Annotated in this window: 18 protein-coding genes and 2 pseudogenes; 9 read left to right on the top strand and 11 right to left on the bottom strand. The window is 64.0% G+C overall.

What is annotated here, in order from left to right; genetic code table 11:
* Positions 1-257: pseudogene (locus YUU_RS0126865) on the bottom strand (IS110 family transposase); the annotation flags it as partial.
* A 330-nt stretch (positions 258-587) separates the two neighbouring features.
* Positions 588-1970 carry an NAD(P)/FAD-dependent oxidoreductase gene (locus YUU_RS0126860; protein WP_027525168.1) on the bottom strand — a complete coding sequence of 461 codons (1383 nt, stop codon included), beginning with the start codon at positions 1968-1970 and terminating at the stop codon, positions 588-590.
* A 190-nt stretch (positions 1971-2160) separates the two neighbouring features.
* On the opposite strand from YUU_RS0126860, the gene YUU_RS0126855 reads away from it, so the two are divergent.
* Positions 2161-3144 (top strand): YiiX/YebB-like N1pC/P60 family cysteine hydrolase, encoded by a 984-nt coding sequence (locus tag YUU_RS0126855; RefSeq protein ID WP_027525167.1) that lies wholly within the window; start codon positions 2161-2163, stop codon positions 3142-3144.
* 186 nt (positions 3145-3330) lie between these two features.
* Here the strand turns inward: YUU_RS0126855 and YUU_RS0126850 are convergent, their stop codons facing one another.
* On the bottom strand, positions 3331-3606 hold the full coding sequence (locus tag YUU_RS0126850) for a metal-sensitive transcriptional regulator (RefSeq protein ID WP_027525166.1): 276 nt from the start codon (positions 3604-3606) through the stop codon (positions 3331-3333).
* Between the two features lie 63 nt (positions 3607-3669).
* Between YUU_RS0126850 and YUU_RS0126845 the strand changes: the two genes are divergently transcribed.
* From YUU_RS0126845 to YUU_RS0126835, 3 genes are all read left to right on the top strand, one after another.
* On the top strand, positions 3670-6129 hold the full coding sequence (locus YUU_RS0126845; RefSeq protein ID WP_027525165.1) for a heavy metal translocating P-type ATPase: 2460 nt from the start codon (positions 3670-3672) through the stop codon (positions 6127-6129).
* Between the two features lie 69 nt (positions 6130-6198).
* Positions 6199-6645, top strand: a complete 447-nt coding sequence (gene nikR, locus YUU_RS0126840) for a nickel-responsive transcriptional regulator NikR (RefSeq protein WP_027525164.1) — start codon at positions 6199-6201, stop codon at positions 6643-6645.
* Positions 6646-6930: 285 nt separating this feature from the next.
* Positions 6931-7332 carry a hypothetical protein gene (locus YUU_RS0126835; protein WP_035663431.1) on the top strand — a complete coding sequence of 134 codons (402 nt, stop codon included), beginning with the start codon at positions 6931-6933 and terminating at the stop codon, positions 7330-7332.
* A 73-nt stretch (positions 7333-7405) separates the two neighbouring features.
* Here the strand turns inward: YUU_RS0126835 and trpS are convergent.
* Together trpS and YUU_RS0126825 are read right to left on the bottom strand one after the other, a co-directional pair.
* Positions 7406-8432 (bottom strand): annotated as a pseudogene (trpS, locus tag YUU_RS51815) (tryptophan--tRNA ligase).
* Between the two features lie 339 nt (positions 8433-8771).
* Entirely contained in the window at positions 8772-10415 is a 1644-nt protein-coding gene (locus YUU_RS0126825) for a protease pro-enzyme activation domain-containing protein (RefSeq protein WP_027525162.1), read from the bottom strand.
* A 270-nt stretch (positions 10416-10685) separates the two neighbouring features.
* On the opposite strand from YUU_RS0126825, the gene YUU_RS0126820 reads away from it, so the two are divergent.
* From YUU_RS0126820 to YUU_RS51810, 3 genes are all read left to right on the top strand, one after another.
* Positions 10686-11858: a hypothetical protein gene (locus YUU_RS0126820; protein ID WP_027525161.1), complete on the top strand. Its 1173-nt coding sequence runs from the start codon at positions 10686-10688 to the stop codon at positions 11856-11858.
* 88 nt (positions 11859-11946) lie between these two features.
* Positions 11947-12687, top strand: a complete 741-nt coding sequence (locus YUU_RS0126815) for a sulfate transporter family protein (protein ID WP_027525160.1) — start codon at positions 11947-11949, stop codon at positions 12685-12687.
* 309 nt (positions 12688-12996) lie between these two features.
* Entirely contained in the window at positions 12997-13443 is a 447-nt protein-coding gene (locus YUU_RS51810; RefSeq protein WP_063621741.1) for a hypothetical protein, read from the top strand.
* A gap of 170 nt (positions 13444-13613) precedes the next feature.
* Here YUU_RS51810 and YUU_RS0126805 read toward each other — a convergent pair whose 3' ends face one another.
* From YUU_RS0126805 to nth, 3 genes are all read right to left on the bottom strand, one after another.
* Complete coding sequence (locus tag YUU_RS0126805; RefSeq protein ID WP_027525159.1) at positions 13614-15242, bottom strand: MFS transporter; 1629 nt, start codon at positions 15240-15242, stop codon at positions 13614-13616.
* Positions 15229-16368, bottom strand: coding sequence for an HlyD family secretion protein (locus YUU_RS0126800; RefSeq protein WP_027525158.1), 1140 nt, complete (start codon positions 16366-16368; stop codon positions 15229-15231). Before YUU_RS0126800 ends, YUU_RS0126805 begins: the two co-directional genes overlap by 14 nt.
* A 120-nt stretch (positions 16369-16488) precedes the next feature.
* Positions 16489-17271, bottom strand: coding sequence for an endonuclease III (gene nth / locus YUU_RS0126795; RefSeq protein WP_027525157.1), 783 nt, complete (start codon positions 17269-17271; stop codon positions 16489-16491).
* 22 nt (positions 17272-17293) lie between these two features.
* Here nth and YUU_RS0126790 point away from each other — a divergent pair, with 22 nt between their 5' ends.
* Together YUU_RS0126790 and YUU_RS0126785 are read left to right on the top strand one after the other, a co-directional pair.
* Positions 17294-17812, top strand: a complete 519-nt coding sequence (locus tag YUU_RS0126790) for a DUF2244 domain-containing protein (protein WP_027525156.1) — start codon at positions 17294-17296, stop codon at positions 17810-17812.
* Positions 17813-17866: 54 nt separating this feature from the next.
* The gene (locus YUU_RS0126785) at positions 17867-18763 is read left to right on the top strand and encodes a bifunctional helix-turn-helix domain-containing protein/methylated-DNA--[protein]-cysteine S-methyltransferase (protein WP_027525155.1); all 897 of its coding nucleotides are present in this window, start codon (positions 17867-17869) and stop codon (positions 18761-18763) included.
* A gap of 104 nt (positions 18764-18867) precedes the next feature.
* On the opposite strand, the gene YUU_RS0126780 is transcribed toward YUU_RS0126785, so the two are convergent.
* The 3 genes from YUU_RS0126780 to YUU_RS0126770 all read right to left on the bottom strand — a co-directional run bounded on the left by YUU_RS0126780 (position 18868) and on the right by YUU_RS0126770 (position 20818).
* Positions 18868-19491: a 2,3-bisphosphoglycerate-dependent phosphoglycerate mutase gene (locus YUU_RS0126780; protein WP_027525154.1), complete on the bottom strand. Its 624-nt coding sequence runs from the start codon at positions 19489-19491 to the stop codon at positions 18868-18870.
* 30 nt (positions 19492-19521) lie between these two features.
* Positions 19522-20337, bottom strand: a complete 816-nt coding sequence (gene dapB, locus YUU_RS0126775; protein WP_027525153.1) for a 4-hydroxy-tetrahydrodipicolinate reductase — start codon at positions 20335-20337, stop codon at positions 19522-19524.
* Between the two features lie 175 nt (positions 20338-20512).
* Positions 20513-20818, bottom strand: a complete 306-nt coding sequence (locus tag YUU_RS0126770) for a DUF1330 domain-containing protein (protein WP_035663427.1) — start codon at positions 20816-20818, stop codon at positions 20513-20515.
* Positions 20819-20828 lie beyond the last annotated feature (10 nt).

The raw sequence follows: 20828 nt of genomic DNA, 5'->3' as shown, positions 1-20828 counted from the left end.
AACCGAGTGGTGTGAACGATCTCCAGCGGAAGCTGGGCCTGGCGCAACGCCTTCACCAGTGCCTTCTCGTAGCCACCGGTCGGCTCGATCACGATGCGCTTTACCGGCTGCTTCTTCAGCCGCTCGACCAGCGCAGCAATGGCATCGGGTCGATTTGCGTAATGGGCGCTATCGCCCCGATGCCATGCGACATCCAGACTGGAACCACCAACGTCGACACCGACGAAGCTATTGTCTGCAAAGTGTGAGGCTGTCATGCTGCTCCTGCCTTGTTCACGAGGCAGGGNCGGCGCCTGGATCGTCAAACGTGCGGCCAGCACTTGCTACCGTCNGGGTGTCCGGCCCTTCAATCAATCAAGGCGGGGTGCGAGATCCCGACGGTCGCTGAGACCTCCCATAAACCTCGCAACGCCCGCCTCGACCCCACCATACGTGAGGCACCCAGACTTACGACCCATAACCACAGGGAGTAGTTTTGCGAAGACTCGTGGTCACCAATCTCGTGCGATAACCACTCCCTGTGGTTATGGGTCCCGGCCTTCGCCGGGACGACGAGTTGAGTTTGGGGCGTTTTTACAGAACAACGGCTAACGTTTCTGCCGCCGCTTCGTCGATTGCGTCGGCAATTCGGGAGGCTCATCCCTTAGCGCGCCGATGCGGCGGAGCGCGGCTTCGGCGGCGCGCTCGCCGCTCTCCCAGGCGCCGTCGACGGTGCCCCAGAGCGTATCGTGCGTCGCTTCGCCCGCGAGATACATGCAGCCGATCGGCTCGGTCAGGATTTTTCGCGAAAGCTGCCCACCGGGCGCGGACGCCGACATCGCGCCCATCACGAACGGCGAGGCGTTCCAGCGCGTCGCGCTGATCTTCTTGATTCCCGCCGTGGCCTCACTGCCGAACAGTTTCGTGAGCCATTCCCTGGCGAATGCAGCCATCGCCTGCTCGCCCTGTTCCGACAGGTCGCGGCCAAAGGAGCCGCCGACGTCGATCGAGCACAACGAGGAACCACCGATATTGGCGAACAGCTGCGCGGTGCGGGTCGAGTTGCTCTGCTCGATCAGGATGTCGTCGCGCGCGAGCCCGAGCGGATTGCCCGGCAGTTGCAGCACGATGTGATCGTAGCTGCCGAGGCTGAGCTTGGAGGCTGCATCGAGTGTGCGCTTGGGGATGTCAGGCGCGAACTTGATCGCGCCTGCAGTGAGCACGTTCGTCGAGACCGTGATGATGGCGGCGCGCGCGACAATCTTGCCGGCTGATGTCTCGACGCTGACGTCGCGGTTGCTCCAGAGGATGCGGCTCGCCGGCGTCGACAGCGCAACCGGCATCTGCTCGCCGAGCCTGGTGATCAGCGTGCCCAGACCCTGCTTGCAGGCGATCGCGGAGTTGCGGTCCTGCGCGCGGGCCTTGTCGATGACCGAAAGCTCCTTGAGGTCCTTGCCGGCAAAGTTCGCGCCCAGCAGGAATTCGGCCGTGCCCGCCCAGTCGCCGAGCTCCTTGGGCAGTACCGACGCGCAGGAGGTGTCGAGCTTGCCGCGCGATGCTTCATCAATGGCGCGATTGGCGCGCACCAGCGCCGCCAGAAATTCCTCGGTCTCGCCGGCGCGCGCGTTGCGGCGGCCGATGCGCATCTTCTGACCGACGGGAGCCGGTGACACGTCGAGCCCGACGCTACGCGCAAGGCGGATCATCGGGTTGGTGTCGGGGTTGTGCATCCAGCGCGCGCCGCGATCGAACGCCGCATCGAACGTGGTGCTGTCCGTGATGCAGCGGCCGCCGATCTGGCTTGCCGCTTCCACCACCACGACCTTGCGATTGGCCGCCATCACCCGCCGCGCTGCAGCGATGCCGGCCGCGCCGGCGCCGATCACGACGACGTCGGCCTCGCGCGGCAGGGGTGCCGCGGTCGCGCGCAGGACCGGTGCTGCGGCGAACGCCGCCGACGCCGATAGGAAGCTGCGGCGCGTGATTGTCATGTCATGGTTTCCGGGGACTTGAAGCGAACGGGAACAGCTAGCGAACCTTGCCGTATCTGGCGCAGCGCGGCAACCATCATGGTGAATCAATCGTACTTGATCGCCGTGCGCAATGAACCAAATTGCAACGCGTATCGACCATGATAGAGAAGGGAAAAAGGCAGCCGGAATAGGCTGCGGGGAGCTCGCAATGGGGACCGTCCTAGACTCAGTCGGCAAGTTGATTTCCGCGTACCTCTCCAAGGAGGTGCCGGGCTACGAGCCGTTCACGCCGAGCGATCCCGAGCATCTTCGCGGCGTCATCCAGCCCGGCGACGTGCTGCTGGTCGAGGGCAACAACCGCATCTCCGGCATCATCAAATATCTCACGCAGTCGACCTGGTCGCACGCAGCCCTCTATGTCGGTCCGGTTGACGGGACCGCCGAGCCCGACGGCGAACCGCATGTGCTGATCGAGGCCAATATCGGGGAAGGCGTCACCTCCGCGCCGCTGTCGAAATATTTTCCGTATCATACAAGGCTGTGCCGTCCGGTGGGACTGTCCTACGAGGATCGGACCACCGTCTGCCGCTACGCCATCAACCGCATCGGCTTCGGCTACGACACCAAGAACATCCTGGACCTGATGCGCTATCTGTTCCCGCTGCCGATCCCGCAGCGCTGGCGGCGACGCATGATCGCTATCGGCTCCGGCGATCCGACCAAGATCATCTGCTCGGCGCTGATCGCGCAGGCCTTCGACGCCGTGCGCTATCCGATCCTGCCCAAGATCACCAAGGCCGGCAGCCGGCAGGCGCGCCGCGAGATCCTGCACATCCGCGATTCCTCGCTCTACATGCCCCGCGACTTCGACATCTCGCCCTATTTCGAGGTCGTCAAACCCACCATCGTGCACGGCTTCGACTACACGGCCTTGCACTGGGCCGACAAGCAGAAGCCGCTCGAGGAGGTGGCGGGCACTTTCAGTGTGTTTCCAGAAACGCTCCGTTCGCCGCCGCTCGTTCCTGAAGCGCTTGACGAAGAAGCGCCGGCTGAAGTTCCGGCTCAAGAAGTGAGTGCGGCCAAGGCCGATACCGCCGCGCGCGTTCCAGTCAAGGAACGCTTTCCGTTTTTGAGGAGCATCGCCATGTACCACCCCCGCCGCAGTGCGCGGGCGCGCGATTTCGCGGCGTAGACGCCAACCCCGACGTCGTCCTGACGAAAGCCAGGACCCATTACCCCTGGAAGTAGTTTGGCGAAGACACGTCGTTCGAGACTCCGACCGCACACAATCGATAGATTCCGCGGTATGGGTCCTGGCTTTCGCCAGGACGACGTGGGGAGATACCGGGCGCTTCTGCAACGACGGCGAGTGTGAAACTCACCGTTCCGCTCGGCTGATCACCGCCATCAACTCCGCGATCTTTTCCCGCTGATCCGTCTTGTTGCCGCTCGAGATCGCGTGCTCGACGCAGTGCGCGACGTGGTCTTTCAGGATCTCCTCCTCGACCCGACGCAGCGCGGCGCGCACCGCAGAGATCTGTGTCACGATGTCGATGCAGTAGCGGTCCTCGTCGACCATCTTGGAGAGGCCGCGGACCTGCCCTTCGATCCGGCCGAGGCGTTTGCCGACGGATGCCTTGATGTCCTTGCGCATGACGTCTATATACCCCTACCGGGTATGGGTTGCAAGCACCTGGGCCAAGGCCGGAGCGCTGGAATGAACGAAGCCGAACACAAGCAGGTCGACGCGACCGCAAAGCACTCCGGATGCGGCTGTTCCGCCAAGGCTGCCCCGCCCGTGGAAAAGCCCGCGGCATCATCCTGCTGCGGCGGCCATGGCGATCACGCCGGCCATGCCCATCACCATCACGCTGCGCCCGGCGACAAGGCCCGCGATCCCGTCTGCGGCATGATGGTCGATCCCGCGACATCGAAGCACCGCTTCGAACATCACGGCGATACTTTCCATTTCTGCTCCGCCGGCTGTCGCACCAAATTCGCGGCCGATCCCGCCAGATATCTCGCCACGGGAACGGAAGAGTCGAGCGAGCCAGAGATGCCCGCAGGCACGATCTACACCTGCCCGATGCATCCGGAGATCCGCCAGGTCGGCCCCGGCAGCTGCCCGATCTGCGGCATGGCGCTGGAGCCGGAGGTGGCGAGCCTCGACACCGGCCCCAACCCCGAGCTCGCCGACATGACGCGGCGGTTCTGGATCGGCGGCGCGCTGGCATTGCCACCGGTGGTGCTGGAGATGGGGGGCCATCTAGCGGGCCCGCACAACTGGATCGATCCGACGCTCTCGAACTGGATCCAGCTCGTATTCGCCACGCCCGTCGTGCTGTGGGCCGGCTGGCCGTTCTTCGTGCGCGGCTGGCAATCGCTCGTCACGCGCAACCTCAACATGTTCACGCTGATCGCGATGGGCACGGGCGTCGCTTACGTCTACAGCCTGTTCGGCACGCTGGCGCCGCAAATCTTTCCCGCGACCTTCAGGGGTCATGAGGGTGCGGTCGCAGTCTATTTCGAGGCGGCCGCTGTCATCACCGTGCTGGTGCTGCTCGGCCAGGTCCTCGAGCTGCGCGCCCGCGATGCAACGTCAGGCGCGATCAAGGCGCTGCTCCAGCTCGCTCCGAAGACCGCGCGGCGCGTCGAGTCCGATGGCAGCGAGCACGAGGTCGAGATCGATACGCTGCATGCCGGCGACCGCTTGCGTGTCCGCCCCGGCGAGAAGGTGCCGGTCGACGGCATTTTGCTTGAAGGGCGTTCCTCGCTCGATGAATCCCTCGTCACCGGCGAATCGATGCCGGTCACCAAGGAGACCGGCGCCAAGGTCATTGCCGGCACGCTGAACCAATCCGGCAGCTTCATCATGCGGGCCGAAAAGGTCGGGCGCGAGACGCTGCTGTCGCAGATCGTGCAGATGGTCGCCGACGCCCAGCGCTCGCGCGCGCCGATCCAGCGCCTAGCCGACCAGGTCGCCGGCTGGTTCGTGCCGACGGTGATCGCCGTCGCCATCATCGCCTTCGCCGCATGGGCCTGGTTCGGCCCGGAGCCACGCCTCGCCTTTGGCCTGGTCGCCGCCGTAAGTGTGCTCATCATCGCCTGTCCCTGCGCACTTGGCCTTGCAACCCCGATGTCGATCATGGTCGGCGTCGGCCGCGGCGCGCAGGCAGGCGTTTTGATCAAGAACGCCGAGGCGCTCGAGCGGATGGAAAAGATCGACACGCTCGTGGTCGACAAGACGGGAACGCTGACCGAGGGCAAGCCGAAGGTCGTCGCCATCGTCCCGGCCGAAGGTCTCGCCGAGGATGAGATCCTGCGCCTTGCCGCCAGCGTCGAGCGCGCCAGCGAGCACCCGCTGGCCGATGCGATTTTGCGTGCGGCGAAGGAGAAACAGCTCAGCATCGGTCAGGTCGACGAGTTCGATTCGCCGACCGGCAAGGGTGCGACCGGCAAGGTCGACGGTACGACCATCGTGCTCGGCAACGCAAAATATCTTGCCACTGAAGGCATCGACACGACGCCGCTCGCTGCGGAAGCAGAGCGGCTGCGCCAGGACGGCGCCACCGTCATCAACATGGCGGTCGACGGCACGCTGGCCGGGCTGTTCGCGATCGCCGATCCGGTCAAGGCGTCGACCCCGCAGGCGTTGAAGGATCTCGCCGCCGAGGGCATCAAGGTGATCATGCTGACCGGTGACAACCGCACCACGGCAGAGGCCGTCGCGCACCGACTCGGCATTACCGACGTCGAAGCCGAGGTGCTGCCGGATCAGAAGAGCGCGGTCGTGACCAGGCTTCAGACGTCGGGCCGCAGCGTCGCGATGGCCGGCGACGGCGTCAACGACGCGCCGGCGCTGGCGGCGGCCGAGGTCGGCATCGCCATGGGCACGGGCACGGACGTGGCCATGGAAAGCGCCGGCGTCACGCTGCTCAAAGGTGACCTCACGGGAATCGTTCGCGCGCGAAAACTGTCGCAGGCGACGATGCGCAACATCCGGCAAAACCTGTTCTTCGCCTTCATCTACAACGCGGCCGGCATCCCCATCGCGGCCGGCATCCTCTATCCGGCCTTCGGCATCCTGCTGTCGCCGATCATCGCGGCCGCCGCGATGGCGCTGTCGTCGGTCAGCGTCGTCGGCAACGCGCTGCGGCTTCGCGCAACACGGCTGTGACGCCTGCGAAATCCGTGTAAAACGGCTTCCAAACCGCGCGAGGTCGCGCGGCACGCTGGGGAGCCGTCAATGCAGCGGATTACGATCACGATCGAGGACGATTTGCTGGCGGAGATCGATGCGGCGGCGCAGGCGCGCGGCTACCAGAACCGATCGGAGATCATCCGCGACCTCGCCAGGGCGGGGTTGCAGCAGACGGCGGAGGACACCGCGCAGACGGGTCCCTGCGTTGCAGGCCTCGTCTATGTCTACGACCACGCGGCGCGCGATCTCTCCAAGCGCCTGGTACAGGAATTCCATGGCCATCACGATCTCGCGCTCGCAACGCTGCACGTCCATCTCGACGACGACAATTGCATGGAGATGACGGCGCTCAGGGGATCAGCCGACGAGGTCAAGCATTTCGCCGACCACATCATCGCCGAACGCGGCGTGCGCTACGGCCGCGTGGTGATGATCCCGACGGGTGAAGGCAAGCAAACAAAGCCGCGCAAGCACGCGCACAAGCATGGGTGACGTAGCCTTCGCCGCACGCACGGTGCACCCTCTCTCCTTGTGGGAAGGCGTGAGGGGTCTCTTTCGCGAAGCGCGTGACTGAATGCTCGTATCTCGAAGCGAGGCGCAAGAAGCAAAAATGTTGGCGCGCAATCACAAGACCGCTTTTTGATTCTTTTCTAAGCATCAGTCGTGATCCTTGGGGGGCGCCTTTCAGGCACTGTAGCTGAGGATCGTCGGCGGCCCCGGTCATCCTCACCTGTAGCCGGGGTCGTCCGCTCAGCCCTCGAAAAAAAGATCCACGCAATGATTGCCCCACGAGACAGGACGATCCTTGCCACGTCGGTCGTTGTACTCATTCTCGCTGGCCCTGTTTCAGCACTTCACACAGCGGTCGCCGGCGATGTCGATGGCCGCTATGCAAACTCTCCCCTCAAAGGTTGGTTCGAGAAGCTCAGGTCAGGTAAAGGGCTTTGTTGCTCCGACGCTGACGGGAAAGCGTTGTCGGAGGTCGATTGGGAAAGCAAGAACGACCACTATCGCGTCCGTACAGGAGGTGAATGGTGGGACGTCCCGGACGATGCGGTGATCAAAGAACCGAACCAGGTTGGCCGGGCGATGGTCTGGCCGGTTTATATAAGGTCTTATGCAGAGCCGTCTGTGCTGAGGATCGACATCCGATGCTTCATGCCGGGCAGCATGACATAACATCCGGCGCTTCGCGCCACCTTCTTCCACAAGGGGGAGGAGGGAAGAGAGCGTCATCCGCCTCGGCACAGCTTCAAAACGAAAACAACCCCAAGCCTGCCTTGACCTCGTCGAGCGTCGCCTGCGTGACCTCTTTCGCGCGCTCGGTTCCTTTGCGTAGCTCTGCCAGTACATGGGATTGATCCCGCGCGAGCCGGTGTCGGCGTTCCCGGACCGGCGCGAGCAAGGCTTGCAAGATATCCTCCAGGCGTTTCTTGACCTTGACGTCGCCGAGGCCCCCTGCCCGATAGCGCGCCTTGAGCTCCTCCACCTCGGCCTGATCCTCGGCGAATGCATCGAGATAGGTGAAGACGACATTGCCCTCGACCTGTCCGGGGTCGCTGGCCCTGACATGTCGGGGGTCGGTGTACATTTTGCGCACGGCCTCGCGAATCTCACCCGGCGACGCCGACAGGGCGATGTTGTTGCCCAGCGACTTGCTCATCTTCGCCCGGCCGTCGATGCCGGGAAGCCGCCCCGTGGCCGGGATCATCGCTTCGGCTTCCGGCAATAGTCTTCGTCCGACCTGGCGGTTGATCCGCCGCACGATCTCGTTGGTCTGCTCGATCATCGGCGCCTGATCCTCGCCCACGGGAACGACGCTCGCCCTGAACGCGGTGATATCGGCAGCTTGCGCGACGGGATAGCAGAGGAAACCGGCCGGGATGTCGCGCTCGAAGCCGCGCATCTGGATTTCCGCCTTGACTGTCGGGTTGCGCTCAAGCCGCCACGGTGACGAAGTTCAGATAAAGCAATGACAGCTCCGCCAGCGCCGGCAGTGCCGATTGCAGACAGATCGTCGTCTCGGAGGGATCGATGCCGACGGCGAGATAATCCAGCGCCACCTCGATGACGTTGCGCTTCACCTTGTCGGGATCGTCGAAGTTGTCGGTCAGCGCCTGATGATCGGCGATGAGGACGTATTGCCGGTGCGACCGCTGCAGCGCGACGCGGTTTCGCAGCGAGCCCGCATAGTGCCCGAGATGCAGCGGGCCGGTAGGGCGATCACCGGTCAGGATGATCGGCTTGATGGTCGGCTTGTCTTGCGCAGGGGAAAGCATTGACGTCTCCGGGATTGGAGCCGCCGCGCTTCGACAGTGGGTTCCTGGGATCACGACCATGCCGAACACGGCGGCGATGGTCGAATGAAAGACATGACGACGCGCCGCTCCTTCAGAAGGAGCGCCACCAGGTGCAGATGAAAGGGGTCATCGGGTCGGTCATATCAGCTTATTCGCACAGCTCGGATGCATCGGCAAGCCGGCCGATGCGGCGTGACCGACGCCACGCCCCGGAAAGGAGGCGCACTCGGCGCGTCTCACTCTCTCCGTGATCGCGGATGCAGCCCCTCACCCCAACCTCTCCCCGTAAGAACGGGGAGAGGGAGAAGCACGCGCGAATCACGCCGCCAGCAGATCCTGCAACTTGGTGCCGTTGGGAACGCCGAGCCCGGAACAGGCATCCCAGCCGGGGCCGGCCTTGTACATGCCGTGCAACTGACCGGTGATGTCGTTGTTGCCGCTGGTGATGTCGCGAAACGCGCCTTGCGCGCCGGCTGCGTAGATCAGCGGATTGATGAAACCGACCGTCTTGCCGAACTTCTTGGTCGTGGCTTCATTGATCCGCGCGATCAACCCCGCCATCAGCGGCGCCACTGCGCTGGTGCCGCCGATCGTGGCGCCGGCGCCATTGAGGAAGATCTGATAGCCGGTGGCCGGATCGGCGTCGCCCGCGATATCGGGCACGCCGCGCCCGCTGTGATGTGCCGGCGATTTCGGGACATGGGCGTTGGCCTGGTACTTTGGCTGGGCGAACACGATGCTGACGCCGCCGCCGCCCGCTCCATCCTCCGGCCCGCCGTTCCAGACCACTTCCTGGATGTGGCCGTTCGGCGCCGTGAGATTGGTGCCGCCGCAGGCCAGCGCAAACGGGCTCGACGCCGGGAAGTCAGCATGCGGCTTGCCGTCCCAACCTTCGCCCATGTCAGCCGACCCGTTATCACCGGAGGCGACACAGACGGTGACGCCCATTGCGGCCGCGTCGCGGATCGCCTCATTGAGACCGTCGAGGAACTGTTGCGAGTTCTCCGGATCTTCCGGGCCACCCCAGCTGATCGAGATCACCGAGGGTTTTCGCGCGCTGTCGTGGACTGCAGCCTTCACCGCATCGATGAAGCCGTTGGTGGTGTTGGGCGCAAAATAGACCACGATCTTGGCGCCGGGCGCGATCGCGCCGGCCACCTCGATGTCGAGCACGACCTCGCCGTCGGCTTCGGAACGGCCGGGTTTGTTGGCTCCGCCGTCGACGCTCGTCGGCGCGATCTGCGGCATCGGGATTCCCGCCTTCTTGAAGAATGTCTTCAGGTCCGATGTCTTGTAACCGGCTCCTGTCGGCTTGCCCTTCTGGTCGATGTCGTTGAGCTCGATGATGGCGATGCACTGGCCGGCGCCGGTCTCGCCGTCCGGAAAGTTGTAGAGCTGGGCGATCTGCTCGACCGAGAAGCTGCGGCTCTGCGCCGCGCGCGCGATCGCCGCCCGCCCGATCCGCTTGTGCCGGAAGTGCGGACGCGCGACCGGGCGATTGTCGAGCCCGTGCACGCCAATGACGATCCCCTCGAGCTCGGCCGGGATCTGCACGCTGCCCTTGCGCATCCGGTAGGTCCCGCCCTCATGCTTGACCTTGTTGAGCTTGACGCCGAAGGCCGCGCTCAGCGCCTTCACCGTGCCGGTCAGCTTCACTGTGCGCGAGGCCAGATGCACGCTCTTGACGTTGAGATCGTGGTGATGGGCAAAATTGTCGATCTTGGCGACATCAGCGGGATCGGCACCCATCTGCTCGGCAAATTCGCTGCGGGAAAGATATTGCCGTTCACGCGGCAATTGCGCACCCAGCGCCATCACGGTGTCATCGTCGGAGCGCTTGGCGCGCAGGCGGACGCTGATCTCGATCTCCTGCTTGGGATCGGCCGCGCCAACCAGCTTGGCCCCCTTCGGCAACTTCCGCGCGCTGTTCGCCAGCGCCACGCGTTTGACCGTGCCTGCCATGACTTCCTCCGTTTGTGATTGGAAGGGCGATTGCCGGTATTCAACTATAGGTGTAATCTGAGGTCGAAATTGGTTCAGATATTTGACGATCTTTTTTCAGAAATACCTTTGTTATACCGATCAAAACATCGACATCTCAATCCGGAACAGAATTGGTCAGTGGCTCGGACCAATCGATGTCAGCGAACTCGATTTAAAATTGCAACCGTCGGCGTGCTTGGCCGACCAATGGAAGATACTCTCAAAATCAATTGGCGCAGGAGTTGAGCGATGCTGGCTGACCGCAAATGGGTTCAGAGAAATCTTGGTTTCGATCCGATCACGACGCCGCCGCCGCGCGAGACCTATACTGTCAAGCGCCTGGCGGACGCAGCGGTGAAACGGTCCGCAAAAGTTTCTCCGGAAGATTTTCAGCGCGAGATCATCGATTTCGATTCGGAATCGCCTGCGGGCCGCGAGTTCATGGCCTTCTCGACCGCGACCGGGCTGTCGCGCTTCACCGACATTCCCTGGCCGAAGGGGCTCGCGCCGCAGACCGGGCCGAAGCCGAGGGGCAACGGCAACAGCCCGTTGCCGCGCGCCGACGTGCTGGTGGTGACCTGGACCGTCGACGAGGGCCATGCGCTCAGCCGCGTGCTGACGCCGGGCAAGGACTCCCGCAACGACTACCTGCCCTACAAGCACAATTTCACGACCATCTCCAAGAAGATGCGGAACGGCTGCCCGGCCATGGAGCTGAAGCGGCTCGGCACCTACTGGACCACCACGATCGGCAAGAAGAAGGTCGTGATCTTCAAGTCCGATTCGCACATGTCGCAGGACGGCCCGCAATTGCCGAACATCGACGTCTGGCGCCAGATCATCCAGGAGGTGCAGCCCTCGCTCGTCATCACCACGGGAACCGCCGGCGGCATCGGCAAGCAGGTCGAGGTTGGCGACGTCATCGTCAGCCCGATCGTTCGCTTCGACTGCCTGTCGAAGTTCAAGAAGCAGCCGTTCGCGCAAGAGCATTTTTCGAGCAAGTCGGCGAAGACGACGCGTTTTGCAGAGGCCAAGGCGCTGTTCAAGGCCAATGCCGGGCAACTGCCGAAGGACAATACGCGGCCGCCAAAAATCTTCGTGGTGAAGCCGAGCGGATTGAGCTCGTCCGTGGTCACCACCGATTTCTTCGGCTTCGACACCTCGGACGATCATTTCCATCTCCAGGGCCTCGGTGACGTCTCCGAGATGGGCGACGCGATCCTCGGGCTCGTCGCCAAGGACATGGGCGCGAAGGCGCCGCGCTGGCTTGCGATCCGCAACGTCTCCGACCCTCAGATCAAGGCCGAGGGCACGCTGAAGCAGCAGGAGCAGGTCGCGGCCCAGATCTACAAGGGTTTTGGCCGCTGGAGCTCGGTCTGTAGCGCGATCACCTGCTGGGCCAGCATCGCGGCCGAAGAATAGGCCGCACGCGGCGGCAGGTCAGCCTCCCTTGCCGAAAGCGGCCGGCATGTCTACCTCTCGCGAGTGAATTCTCGTGAGAGGTACCCCGATGCTTGATGCCGCCGTCAAGGCGCTGTCGCAGATCATCTCGCCGCCGATGCGCTCGATCCTGTGGCGCTCGATCGGCGTCGCGCTCGTGCTGATCACCGTGCTGGCGGTCGGCTTGCAGCGTCTGCTCAGCTGGTTTGCCACCTATGGCGAGGTCTGGCTCGAGGGGCTGCTCGGCCCCGGCTGGCACTCCGCCCTCGAGGTGCTGTCCTGGATCGTCTCGATCGCGGCCGGCCTTGGCGTCGTCTTCGGCGGAATCCTCCTGATGCCCGCGATCACCTCGCTGGTGGCGAGCCTGTTCGTCGACGACGTCGCCCATCATGTCGAGCGCGAGCACTATCCGGCCGAGCGCCCCGGCGTCGCGCTGCCGTTCACGATGGCCATCCATGAGGGCGTCAAGACGGCGCTGCTGACCATCCTGGTCTATCTGATCGTGCTGCCCTTCGTGTTCCTGGCGGGCGCCGGCTTCCTGATCTTCTTCATCGCCACCGCATGGCTTCTGGGCCGCGAATATTTCGAGCTTGCCGCCATGCGCTTCCGCCCGCCGGAGGAAGCCAAGGCGATGCGGCGCGACAATGCGGCAACCATCTTCGCCGCCGGCCTGATCATCGCCGCCTTCGTGTCGATCCCGATCGTCAACCTGGCGACGCCGATCTTCGGCATGGCCTTCATGGTCCACATGCACAAGCGCCTGTCGGGCCGGCGACCGGAGCTGATCGAGCCGGCACGGTATATGCGCTGACGGCGATTAGAGCGATCGCCTGAGTCCGGTTGCGGACCGCCAAGGAGATCGCTCCCTCTCCCGCTTTGCGGTGGAGGTTGGGGTGCTCCTGCGATCGAGAGCCTGAAAGTGGGCGTCCGAGGAGGACGTCCTCACGATGGACCATCGCCGCAGTTTCGTGAATCTTTCGCCACGAATCAGGATTCTCAATCAGCTCGCCATTCCGGCGGGGGGTCCCGCGGAATAGCGGGGCCTGCGACTGTTGTCAGGAATCTCTCGCGCATTGGCTCCATTTCCTAAAGGGGTAGAGTCCAGTAGGAGAATTGATCCATGGCGAACATCGAAAGATTTCCGAGAAACAAGGCAGTAGATCTGGCCAAGCTTGAAGCAGATGTCACGGCGGCTTTGCCCGGGTCGCCCGGCTGGGTTGTCCCACCGGCTCTATCCGAGCCATTGCCTGACTACGTCGAGCATCGAGATGGGGTTTCGCGTGTAGGCCAGCTCACTGCCGAGGCCGTCGTGCGCGACTATGAGGCCGCGGCCAAAGAGATCGAGGCTATGGGAACCGAGTTGATCAGCGCGGCGAAAAAATGCGAGGCGATGACCGCCGAGGTGCACACGACGATTGCCTTCATGCGAGATACCGCGGCCTCATATCGCGAGGAAGCCAAGAGGATTTTCAAGCGCATCGAAGAATGCGCGCTGTTTACGGAGGATGTCCGCAAGACTTGCGAAACTGTCAAACGCCGGATGATGGAGGACAGAAGTATCGCCTGATCCGCACGCCGCCTAAAGCGCGATGGGATTGGGATGAATCGTCATCGCGCTTCAGGTTATTGTTTGAGCATGATCTCCGCGCAAACGCGTTCCGCGTTTGTCGCGAGGGAAAACCGCTGCACACTTTTCCGGATCATGCTCTAGATCGACCCGATCAAGATCCGGACACTCTACGTCACCGCCACTCCGCACTTGCGCAGCACCGACTTGGCCAAACCGAACGGCGCCGGCGTGAACGGTCCGGGCGGCGCGCGGGTGAGCAGTGCGACGCAGCCGAGCGCTGTGATCGCGAGCCAGAAGCACAGCCAGAAGCCGTCGATATAGGCGAGCACATTGGCCTCGCGCTGCACGAAGCCCGCGAGCGTGCCGACCGCGCGGGCCTGCGCCGCGCCCAAGCCATGGGCGGCGAAGCGGCCAGCAAGCTGCTTCAGCATCCTGACCACGTCCACGTCCCCGGTGGCAATGTACTGGCCGAGATAGTTGGAATGGATCTGCTCGCGGACCCGCAGCCATGTTCCCATCAGTGCAACGCCGATCTCGGCGCCGCCAAGCCGCATGATCTGGATATAGGCCGCAAAAGCTGTCGCGCGGCTCGGGTCGGAGTTCGACAGCAGCGTGATGATGAGCGGCAACAGGGTCAGCGACTGTCCGATCGCCTGCAGCAGCACGATGCCGACGAAATCCGCGCGCGCCCACTCGTGGGTGAGCTGGGTGCCCCAGAGATTGGCCGCGGCAAAGCAGGCAAATCCCACGACCACCACCGTCCGCGTATCGAAATGCCGCAGCAGCCAGATCGAGAGCGGCACCAGCACGAACATCGGTAGCGCGCCATAGGTGAGCAGCAACAGGCCGCTCTGTTCGGGCCTGAGCAGGCCGATGGTGGCAAGGAAATTCGGCACCAGCGACGAGTTGGAGAGGCTGGTCAGCGTATAGAGCAGGATCAAGATCAGCGACAATCCGACATTGCGCGAGAACAGCACGTTGACATGCGCCCAGGGCTGGCGGACTAGCGACTCGTTGATGAGGAAGCCGACGAACAGGACGGCTCCGCCGGTGATCAGCGCCATCACCGTGCCCGACTCCAGCCAGTCCAGCCGGTTGCCCTGGTCGAGGCCGGCATAGATCATCGACACGGAGGCACCGAGCAGCACCATGCCGCCCCAATCGGCATGGCGCAGCAGGTCGTGATTGACCGGCTCGCTCGGCGTGCCCTGATAGACCATCAGGCCCATCAGCGGCGCGATGACGACGCCCTGCCAGTACAGCCATTGCCAGCCAAGATGGTCGACATAGAAGCCGACCAGCGAGGTCGAGGTATCCAGCGCAAAGCCGACGCGGATCGCGTAGATCGCAATCGCCGGCAGCCACCAGCGGATTGGCAGGTTGCGGAACACGATCATCAACGTCGCCGGCACGAAGGTGCCGAGCAGCAGGCCATGCACGATGCTGAGGGCGATCAGCGCTGGAAAATCGTGAACGAAGGGAATGATGAAGGAGATGACGGCGTAGACGAGACTCGGGATACCGAGCACGCGACGCAGGCCAAACACCGTCGCCAGCCAGGCCACCGCGGGCGCGATGAAGATCTGCGAGCCGATGCCGGCGGTGGAGAGCCAGGCTCCCTCGTCGAAGCCGAGCGAGAACGCACCGCGCAGATCAGGCAGGCCAACCGTGGTCAGCCGGCTGTCGAAATTGGCAAGGAACGAACCGAGCAGCACGGCCCCGACAGCGAAGACCGGTCGTGGCGCGATGCCGCCGCGCGAGAGAGGTCCGCGATCGGCACCGTCATTTGCCGCCATTCGTCCCCGCACCGTCGGTGTGGATGCTGGTGACGACGGACATTCCCGGCAGGAGGCGCTCGACGAGCGGCTGGTTGTCGTCGAGCTGGATACGCACGGGAACGCGCTGCACGACCTTGGTGAAATTGCCGGTCGCGTTATCCGGCGGCAGCAGCGCCACTTGCGAGCCGGTCGCCGGCGCGATGCGCTCGACGCGGCCGCGCAGGCGCTGGCGCGGGAAGCTGTCGATAGTGATGTCAACCGGCTGGCCCGGCTGCACATGCGTGAGCTGGGTCTCCTTGTAGTTCGCGATCACATAGACTTTGGGCAGCGGCACGACGTTGATGAGGTTGGTGCCGATATTGACGTAGTCGCCGGGCTGCACCTGGCGCTCGCCGACGACGCCGTCGAACGGCGCTGTGATCCTGGTGTAGCCGAGCTTGAGCCTGGCGCTTGCAAGCGTCGCCTTGGCCGCTTCGAGGTCGGCGGCGCGCTGCTTCTTGGTTCCTTGCAGGACTTCGAGCTGGTGGCGCTGCGCGGCGATCACGGCGCGGCTTGCACGCACGTCGGCCTGCGCCTTCGCGAGCGATGCGACCGCCTGCTCCAGCCGCTGCCGCGTACCGGCCTCGGTCTGCGACAGCGATTGCTGGCGCTGCTGCTCCTGCTGCGCCTCGACCTCCAGCGCTTCGGCGGAGAGCCGCGCCGCCTCGGCCTGCGCGATCGTCGCATATTGCAGCTCGACCTGATTGCTCAGATTGTCCAGCGCAGCCTGCGCGGCAGCAACGTTCGCTTCGGCCTGTGCGACCTGGGCCTGATAATCGGCGGGATCGATCTGGATCAGGAGATCGCCGGCGTGCACGCGCTGGAAATCGGTGACCGCGACGTTGAGCACCTCACCCGTCACCCGGCTCGCCAGCCGCGTCAGCTCGGCGCGGACATAGGCATCATTGGTGGTCTGGATCGTCGCGCTGCCGACCCATTCGTCGAAACGCAGCGTCGCCAACGCGACGAAGCCGAGCGCGACGATGACGGCAAACAGCGGAATGGCGAGCCGGCTCCACAGGCTCGGGGCCGGTCGTTGCGTCGGCCTGGAAGCGACGAGGGGAGCGGCAGGCGGCGGCGAACTGACTTGTTCTTGTTGACTCACGGCACCACCCCGAAATCATGTCGCGAACACAATTCCTATCATCGTCATTCCGGGACGATGCGACGGGACCGCGAAGCGCGGCCCGGAGCGTCGAGCCCGGAATGACGGAGAAACTTTGCCTCAGACCGTCTTCTCCGGCCATCGGCAGAGATCGTTGATCAGGCATACCTCACAGCGCGGCTTGCGCGAGAGGCAAGTATAGCGGCCGTGCAGGATCAGCCAATGATGGGCATGCAGCATGAACTCGGCCGGGATCACCTTTTCGAGACCGAGCTCGACCTCGAGCGGCGTCTTGCCGGGCGCGAGGCCGGTGCGGTTGCCGACGCGGAAGACGTGCGTGTCGACCGCCATCGTGTGCGCGCCGAAGGCCATGTTGAGCACGACATTGGCGGTCTTGCGCCCGGCACCCGGCAGCGACTCGATCTCCGCGCGCGTGCGCGGCACCTCGCCGCCGAAATCGGTCAACAGCTTGGCCGACAACGCGATCACGTTCTTCGCCTTGGTGCGATAGAGGCCGATGGTCTTGATGTAGTCGCGCAAGCGCTCCTCGCCGAGATCGAGCATCTTTTGCGGGGTGTCGGCGACCTGAAACAATTCGCGCGTCGCCTTGTTGACACCGGCGTCGGTGGCCTGGGCCGACAGCACGACGGCAACGAGCAGCGTAAAGGGATTGAGATGCTCGAGTTCCCCCTTCGGCGCCGGATTGGCCTTGCGGAAGCGGGAAAAGACCTCGTGGATCTCGGCCGGTGTCCAGGGTTTTATTGTCTTGGGCTTGACCGTCTTGGGTTTTATGGCCTTGAGCGATGTCTTTGCGGCCCGCGCGGGCTTGGCGGCTTTCGCCTTTGCCTTCTTCTTCGGCACAGAGGATTTGCGGACGGCCGTCTTGCGGGTGATTTTTGCCATGACCGGGATATACTGACAGGCCATGAGTACAGGCAACGAATTTGAGCGCGAGAGCGAGGTGCAGATCTTCTCTGCGCTGCTGACGCCGCATCGCTCGCTGAACCGCACCGGCTTTCTCGCCGTGATGCTTTTCCTGAGCGTCGTCAGCTTTGTCACCGGGATCGCCTTCCTGATGATGGGCGCCTGGCCGGTGTTCGGCTTTTTCGGCCTCGACGTGCTGGTGATCTGGTGGGCCTTCAAGGTCAATTTCCGCACCGCGCGGGCGAGCGAGGAGATCGTGGTCACGGTCTCCGAATTGCGCGTGCGGCGGATCAGCCATCGCGGCCATGTCGCCGAATGGGTGTTCAATCCGCTCTGGGTGAAGCTCGATCTCGAAGCGGACGAGGAGTTCGGCATCGAGCGGGTCTATCTGGTCTCGCGCGGCCGCCGCCTGTCGGTCGGCATCTTTTTGGGACCCGATGAAAAGGCCAGCTTTTCCAAAGCTTTATTGGACGCCCTGAACGCCGCCAAGCGCGGCCCGACCTACAATCCGGTCACCTGAACCCCGTCAGAAATCGGGTGGTTTGGAGCGCCTGCTCGTCCTACATTTCCAGTCATGATGACACTCGCCATACATGACCAGCGCCTGGCCAGGCCGGGCTCCCAGAATGCCGCGCTGCGGGACTATGATTCCGTGCGCCGCGCGATCGCCTTCATCTCGGAGAACTGGCGCGCGCAACCGACCATCGAGGCGATGGCGGATGCGGCCGGCGTCACGCCGGATGAGCTGCACCACCTGTTCCGCCGCTGGGCGTCGATCACGCCAAAGGCCTTCATGCAGGCGCTGACGCTCGACCATGCCAAGCACGTGCTGCGCGATTCCGCGAGCATCCTCGACGCTGCGCTCGACTCGGGTCTCTCGGGCCCGGGACGGCTGCACGATCTCTTCGTCACCCACGAAGCGATGTCACCGGGCGAATGGAAGAACGGCGGCGCGGGCCTGACCTTGCGCTACGGTTTCCATCCATGTCCGTTCGGCACCGCGATCGTGATCGCGACCAGTCGCGGATTGTCGGGACTTGCCTTCGCTGATCCCGGCGAGGAGCAGACCGCACTCGTCGACATGACGCGGCGTTGGCCGAAGGCAACTTACGTCGAGGATCATGAAGGCACCGCGCCGCTCGCCCAGCGCATCTTCGACACAAAGCTGTGGCGGCCGGACCAGCCGCTGCGCGTGGTTATGATCGGCACCGATTTCGAGGTGCGGGTGTGGGAGACGCTGTTGAAGATCCCGATGGGACGCGCGGTGTCCTATTCGGACATTGCCTGCAAGATCAACAGCCCGAAGGCTTCGCGCGCGGTCGGTGCTGCGGTCGGCAAGAATCCCGTCTCCTTCGTCGTGCCCTGCCACCGCGCGCTCGGCAAGGACGGCAAGCTCACCGGCTATCACTGGGGCGTCACCCGCAAGCAGGCGATGCTGGGATGGGAAGCGGGGCAGCTCGGGATGCAGTAGCTTGCCACCTACTCCGTCATTCCGGGGCGATGCGCAGCATCGAACCCGGAATCTCGAGATTCCGGGTTCGCCCTTCGAGCGCCCCGGAATGACGCCTCAATTTACTAGCTCGCCAGATCCAGCTTCGACGCCACCGTCGAATCCGCATTCAGCCGGTAGATGATCGGCACACCTGTCGCCAGCTCGCGCTTCAAAATGCCTTCAGGCGAGAGCTTTTCCAGCACCATGATCAGCGCGCGCAGCGAATTGCCGTGGGCGGCGACCAGCGTGCGCTTGCCGTTGAGCACGCCCGGCAAGATCTCCTGCACGTAATAGGGCAGCGCGCGCGCGAGCGTGTCCTTCAGGCTTTCGCCGCCGGGCGGCGGTACGTCGTAGGAACGGCGCCAGACGTGGACCTGCTCCTCGCCCCATTTCTTGCGCGCGTCATCCTTGTTGAGGCCGGAGAGATCGCCATAGTCGCGCTCGTTCAGCGCGAGATCCTTCGACGTGGGCAGGCCGGTCTGGCCAAGCTCGGTGAGAATGAGATCGAGCGTGTGCTGGGCGCGCGTCAGCACCGAGGTGAAGGCGACGTCGAAGACGAGGCCCTTCGCCTTCAGCTTGCGGCCGGCCTCCTTGGCTTCCGCCACGCCCTGCTCGGTGAGATCGGGATCCTTCCACCCCGTGAACAGGTTCTTCAGATTCCATTCGCTCTGGCCGTGGCGCACGAGCACGAGAAGACGTTCGCTCATTCCTGCTTTCCGTTCGTTGCGTTCGATTGATCAGGTATCGCCGAGACCGAGCACGTCGGCCATCGAGTAGAGGCCCGGCTTCTTGCCATGGGCCCACAGCGCCGCCTTCAGCGCGCCATGGGCGAACAGCATGCGGTCCTCGGCGTGATGCGACAGCGTCAACCGCTCGAACGGGCCGAGGAAGCTCACGCTGTGATCGCCGGCCGCGGTGCCGCCGCGCAAGGAGGCAAAGCCGATGTCGCCGGTGCGACGCGCGCCTGTGATGCCGTCGCGGCCACGGGCCGAATGATCCCCGAGCGAAATGCCGCGGCCGCTGGCTGCGGCTTCGCCCAACATCAGTGCCGTGCCCGAGGGCGCATCGATCTTGGCACGGTGATGCGTTTCGACGATCTCGATATCAAAAGTGTCGCCAAGCGACTGCGCCACGCGCTTGACCAGCGCGGTGAGCAGATTGACGCCGAGGCTCATATTGCCGGATTTGACGACGACGGCGCGGTTGGTGACGCTCTTGATCACCGCGTCGTCCGACGCCGAGAGGCCGGTCGTACCGATGACATGAACGAGCCCGCGCTGCGCGGCGATCGCGACATTGGCAATGGTCGCGGCCGGCACGGTGAAGTCGAGAATGCCGTCGGCCTCTGCCGACATCGCCCAGAGATCGGCCGACACTTGCACGCCATTGGCCGGAAGCCCTGCGAGCACGCCGGCATCCTTGCCCAAAAGTTCCGAGCCGGGCGCTTCCAGCGCGCCGGCCAGCACCCCACCTTCGGTCTCGGAAATCGCACGCGTCAACGCCCGGCCCATCCGGCCGCCGGCTCCAGCAACAATCAAGCGCATCTCGGACATGGTGTGATCCTCTTCGGGGCCCGTTGTAGCGGGGGGATGCTGTTCCGGCAACCGAGGGGCCAGAACCGCGTCATTCCGGGGCGATGCGCAGCATCGAACCCGGAATCTCGAGGTTGTGGCGCGAGATTCCGGGTTCGCCCTTCGGGCGCCCCGGAATGACGGTGGAGATTTGGAGTTACGGCTGCGGGCCGTCGTAGCCCTCGATGACGATGAGGTCGGCGATCGAATGCGGCTGGCGCACCTTGATGTTGGCCTGGTATTCCGGCGAGTTGTAGCAGGCGAGCGCGGTCTCGTAGTCGGGAAATTCGATCACGACGTTGCGTGCGCGGCTCTGGCCCTCGACGCTGGTGAGCTTGCCGCCACGCACGGCGTAGCGTCCGCCGAACTTCTTGAAGATCGCGAGATTGGCGGCCGCATAGGGCTTGTAGCCCTCGTCATTGTGCACGTCGACGCGCCCGATCCAGTAGCCCTTTGCTGCCATTCTTCTTCTC

It is taken from the genome of Bradyrhizobium sp. Ec3.3, assembly GCF_000472925.1.
Taxonomy (GTDB): domain Bacteria; phylum Pseudomonadota; class Alphaproteobacteria; order Rhizobiales; family Xanthobacteraceae; genus Bradyrhizobium.
This window is presented reverse-complemented; position numbering and strand designations above follow the sequence as displayed.

Coding starts and splice junctions, on each gene's coding strand:
- YUU_RS0126860 (WP_027525168.1), bottom strand. CDS start 1,970: ATGACAATCACGCGCCGCAGCTTCCTATCGGCGTCGGCGGCGTTCGCC.
- YUU_RS0126855 (WP_027525167.1), top strand. CDS start 2,161: ATGGGGACCGTCCTAGACTCAGTCGGCAAGTTGATTTCCGCGTACCTC.
- YUU_RS0126850 (WP_027525166.1), bottom strand. CDS start 3,606: ATGCGCAAGGACATCAAGGCATCCGTCGGCAAACGCCTCGGCCGGATC.
- YUU_RS0126845 (WP_027525165.1), top strand. CDS start 3,670: ATGAACGAAGCCGAACACAAGCAGGTCGACGCGACCGCAAAGCACTCC.
- nikR (WP_027525164.1), top strand. CDS start 6,199: ATGCAGCGGATTACGATCACGATCGAGGACGATTTGCTGGCGGAGATC.
- YUU_RS0126835 (WP_035663431.1), top strand. CDS start 6,931: ATGATTGCCCCACGAGACAGGACGATCCTTGCCACGTCGGTCGTTGTA.
- YUU_RS0126825 (WP_027525162.1), bottom strand. CDS start 10,415: ATGGCAGGCACGGTCAAACGCGTGGCGCTGGCGAACAGCGCGCGGAAG.
- YUU_RS0126820 (WP_027525161.1), top strand. CDS start 10,686: ATGCTGGCTGACCGCAAATGGGTTCAGAGAAATCTTGGTTTCGATCCG.
- YUU_RS0126815 (WP_027525160.1), top strand. CDS start 11,947: ATGCTTGATGCCGCCGTCAAGGCGCTGTCGCAGATCATCTCGCCGCCG.
- YUU_RS51810 (WP_063621741.1), top strand. CDS start 12,997: ATGGCGAACATCGAAAGATTTCCGAGAAACAAGGCAGTAGATCTGGCC.
- YUU_RS0126805 (WP_027525159.1), bottom strand. CDS start 15,242: ATGGCGGCAAATGACGGTGCCGATCGCGGACCTCTCTCGCGCGGCGGC.
- nth (WP_027525157.1), bottom strand. CDS start 17,271: ATGGCAAAAATCACCCGCAAGACGGCCGTCCGCAAATCCTCTGTGCCG.
- YUU_RS0126790 (WP_027525156.1), top strand. CDS start 17,294: ATGAGTACAGGCAACGAATTTGAGCGCGAGAGCGAGGTGCAGATCTTC.
- YUU_RS0126785 (WP_027525155.1), top strand. CDS start 17,867: ATGATGACACTCGCCATACATGACCAGCGCCTGGCCAGGCCGGGCTCC.
- YUU_RS0126780 (WP_027525154.1), bottom strand. CDS start 19,491: ATGAGCGAACGTCTTCTCGTGCTCGTGCGCCACGGCCAGAGCGAATGG.
- dapB (WP_027525153.1), bottom strand. CDS start 20,337: ATGTCCGAGATGCGCTTGATTGTTGCTGGAGCCGGCGGCCGGATGGGC.
- YUU_RS0126770 (WP_035663427.1), bottom strand. CDS start 20,818: ATGGCAGCAAAGGGCTACTGGATCGGGCGCGTCGACGTGCACAATGAC.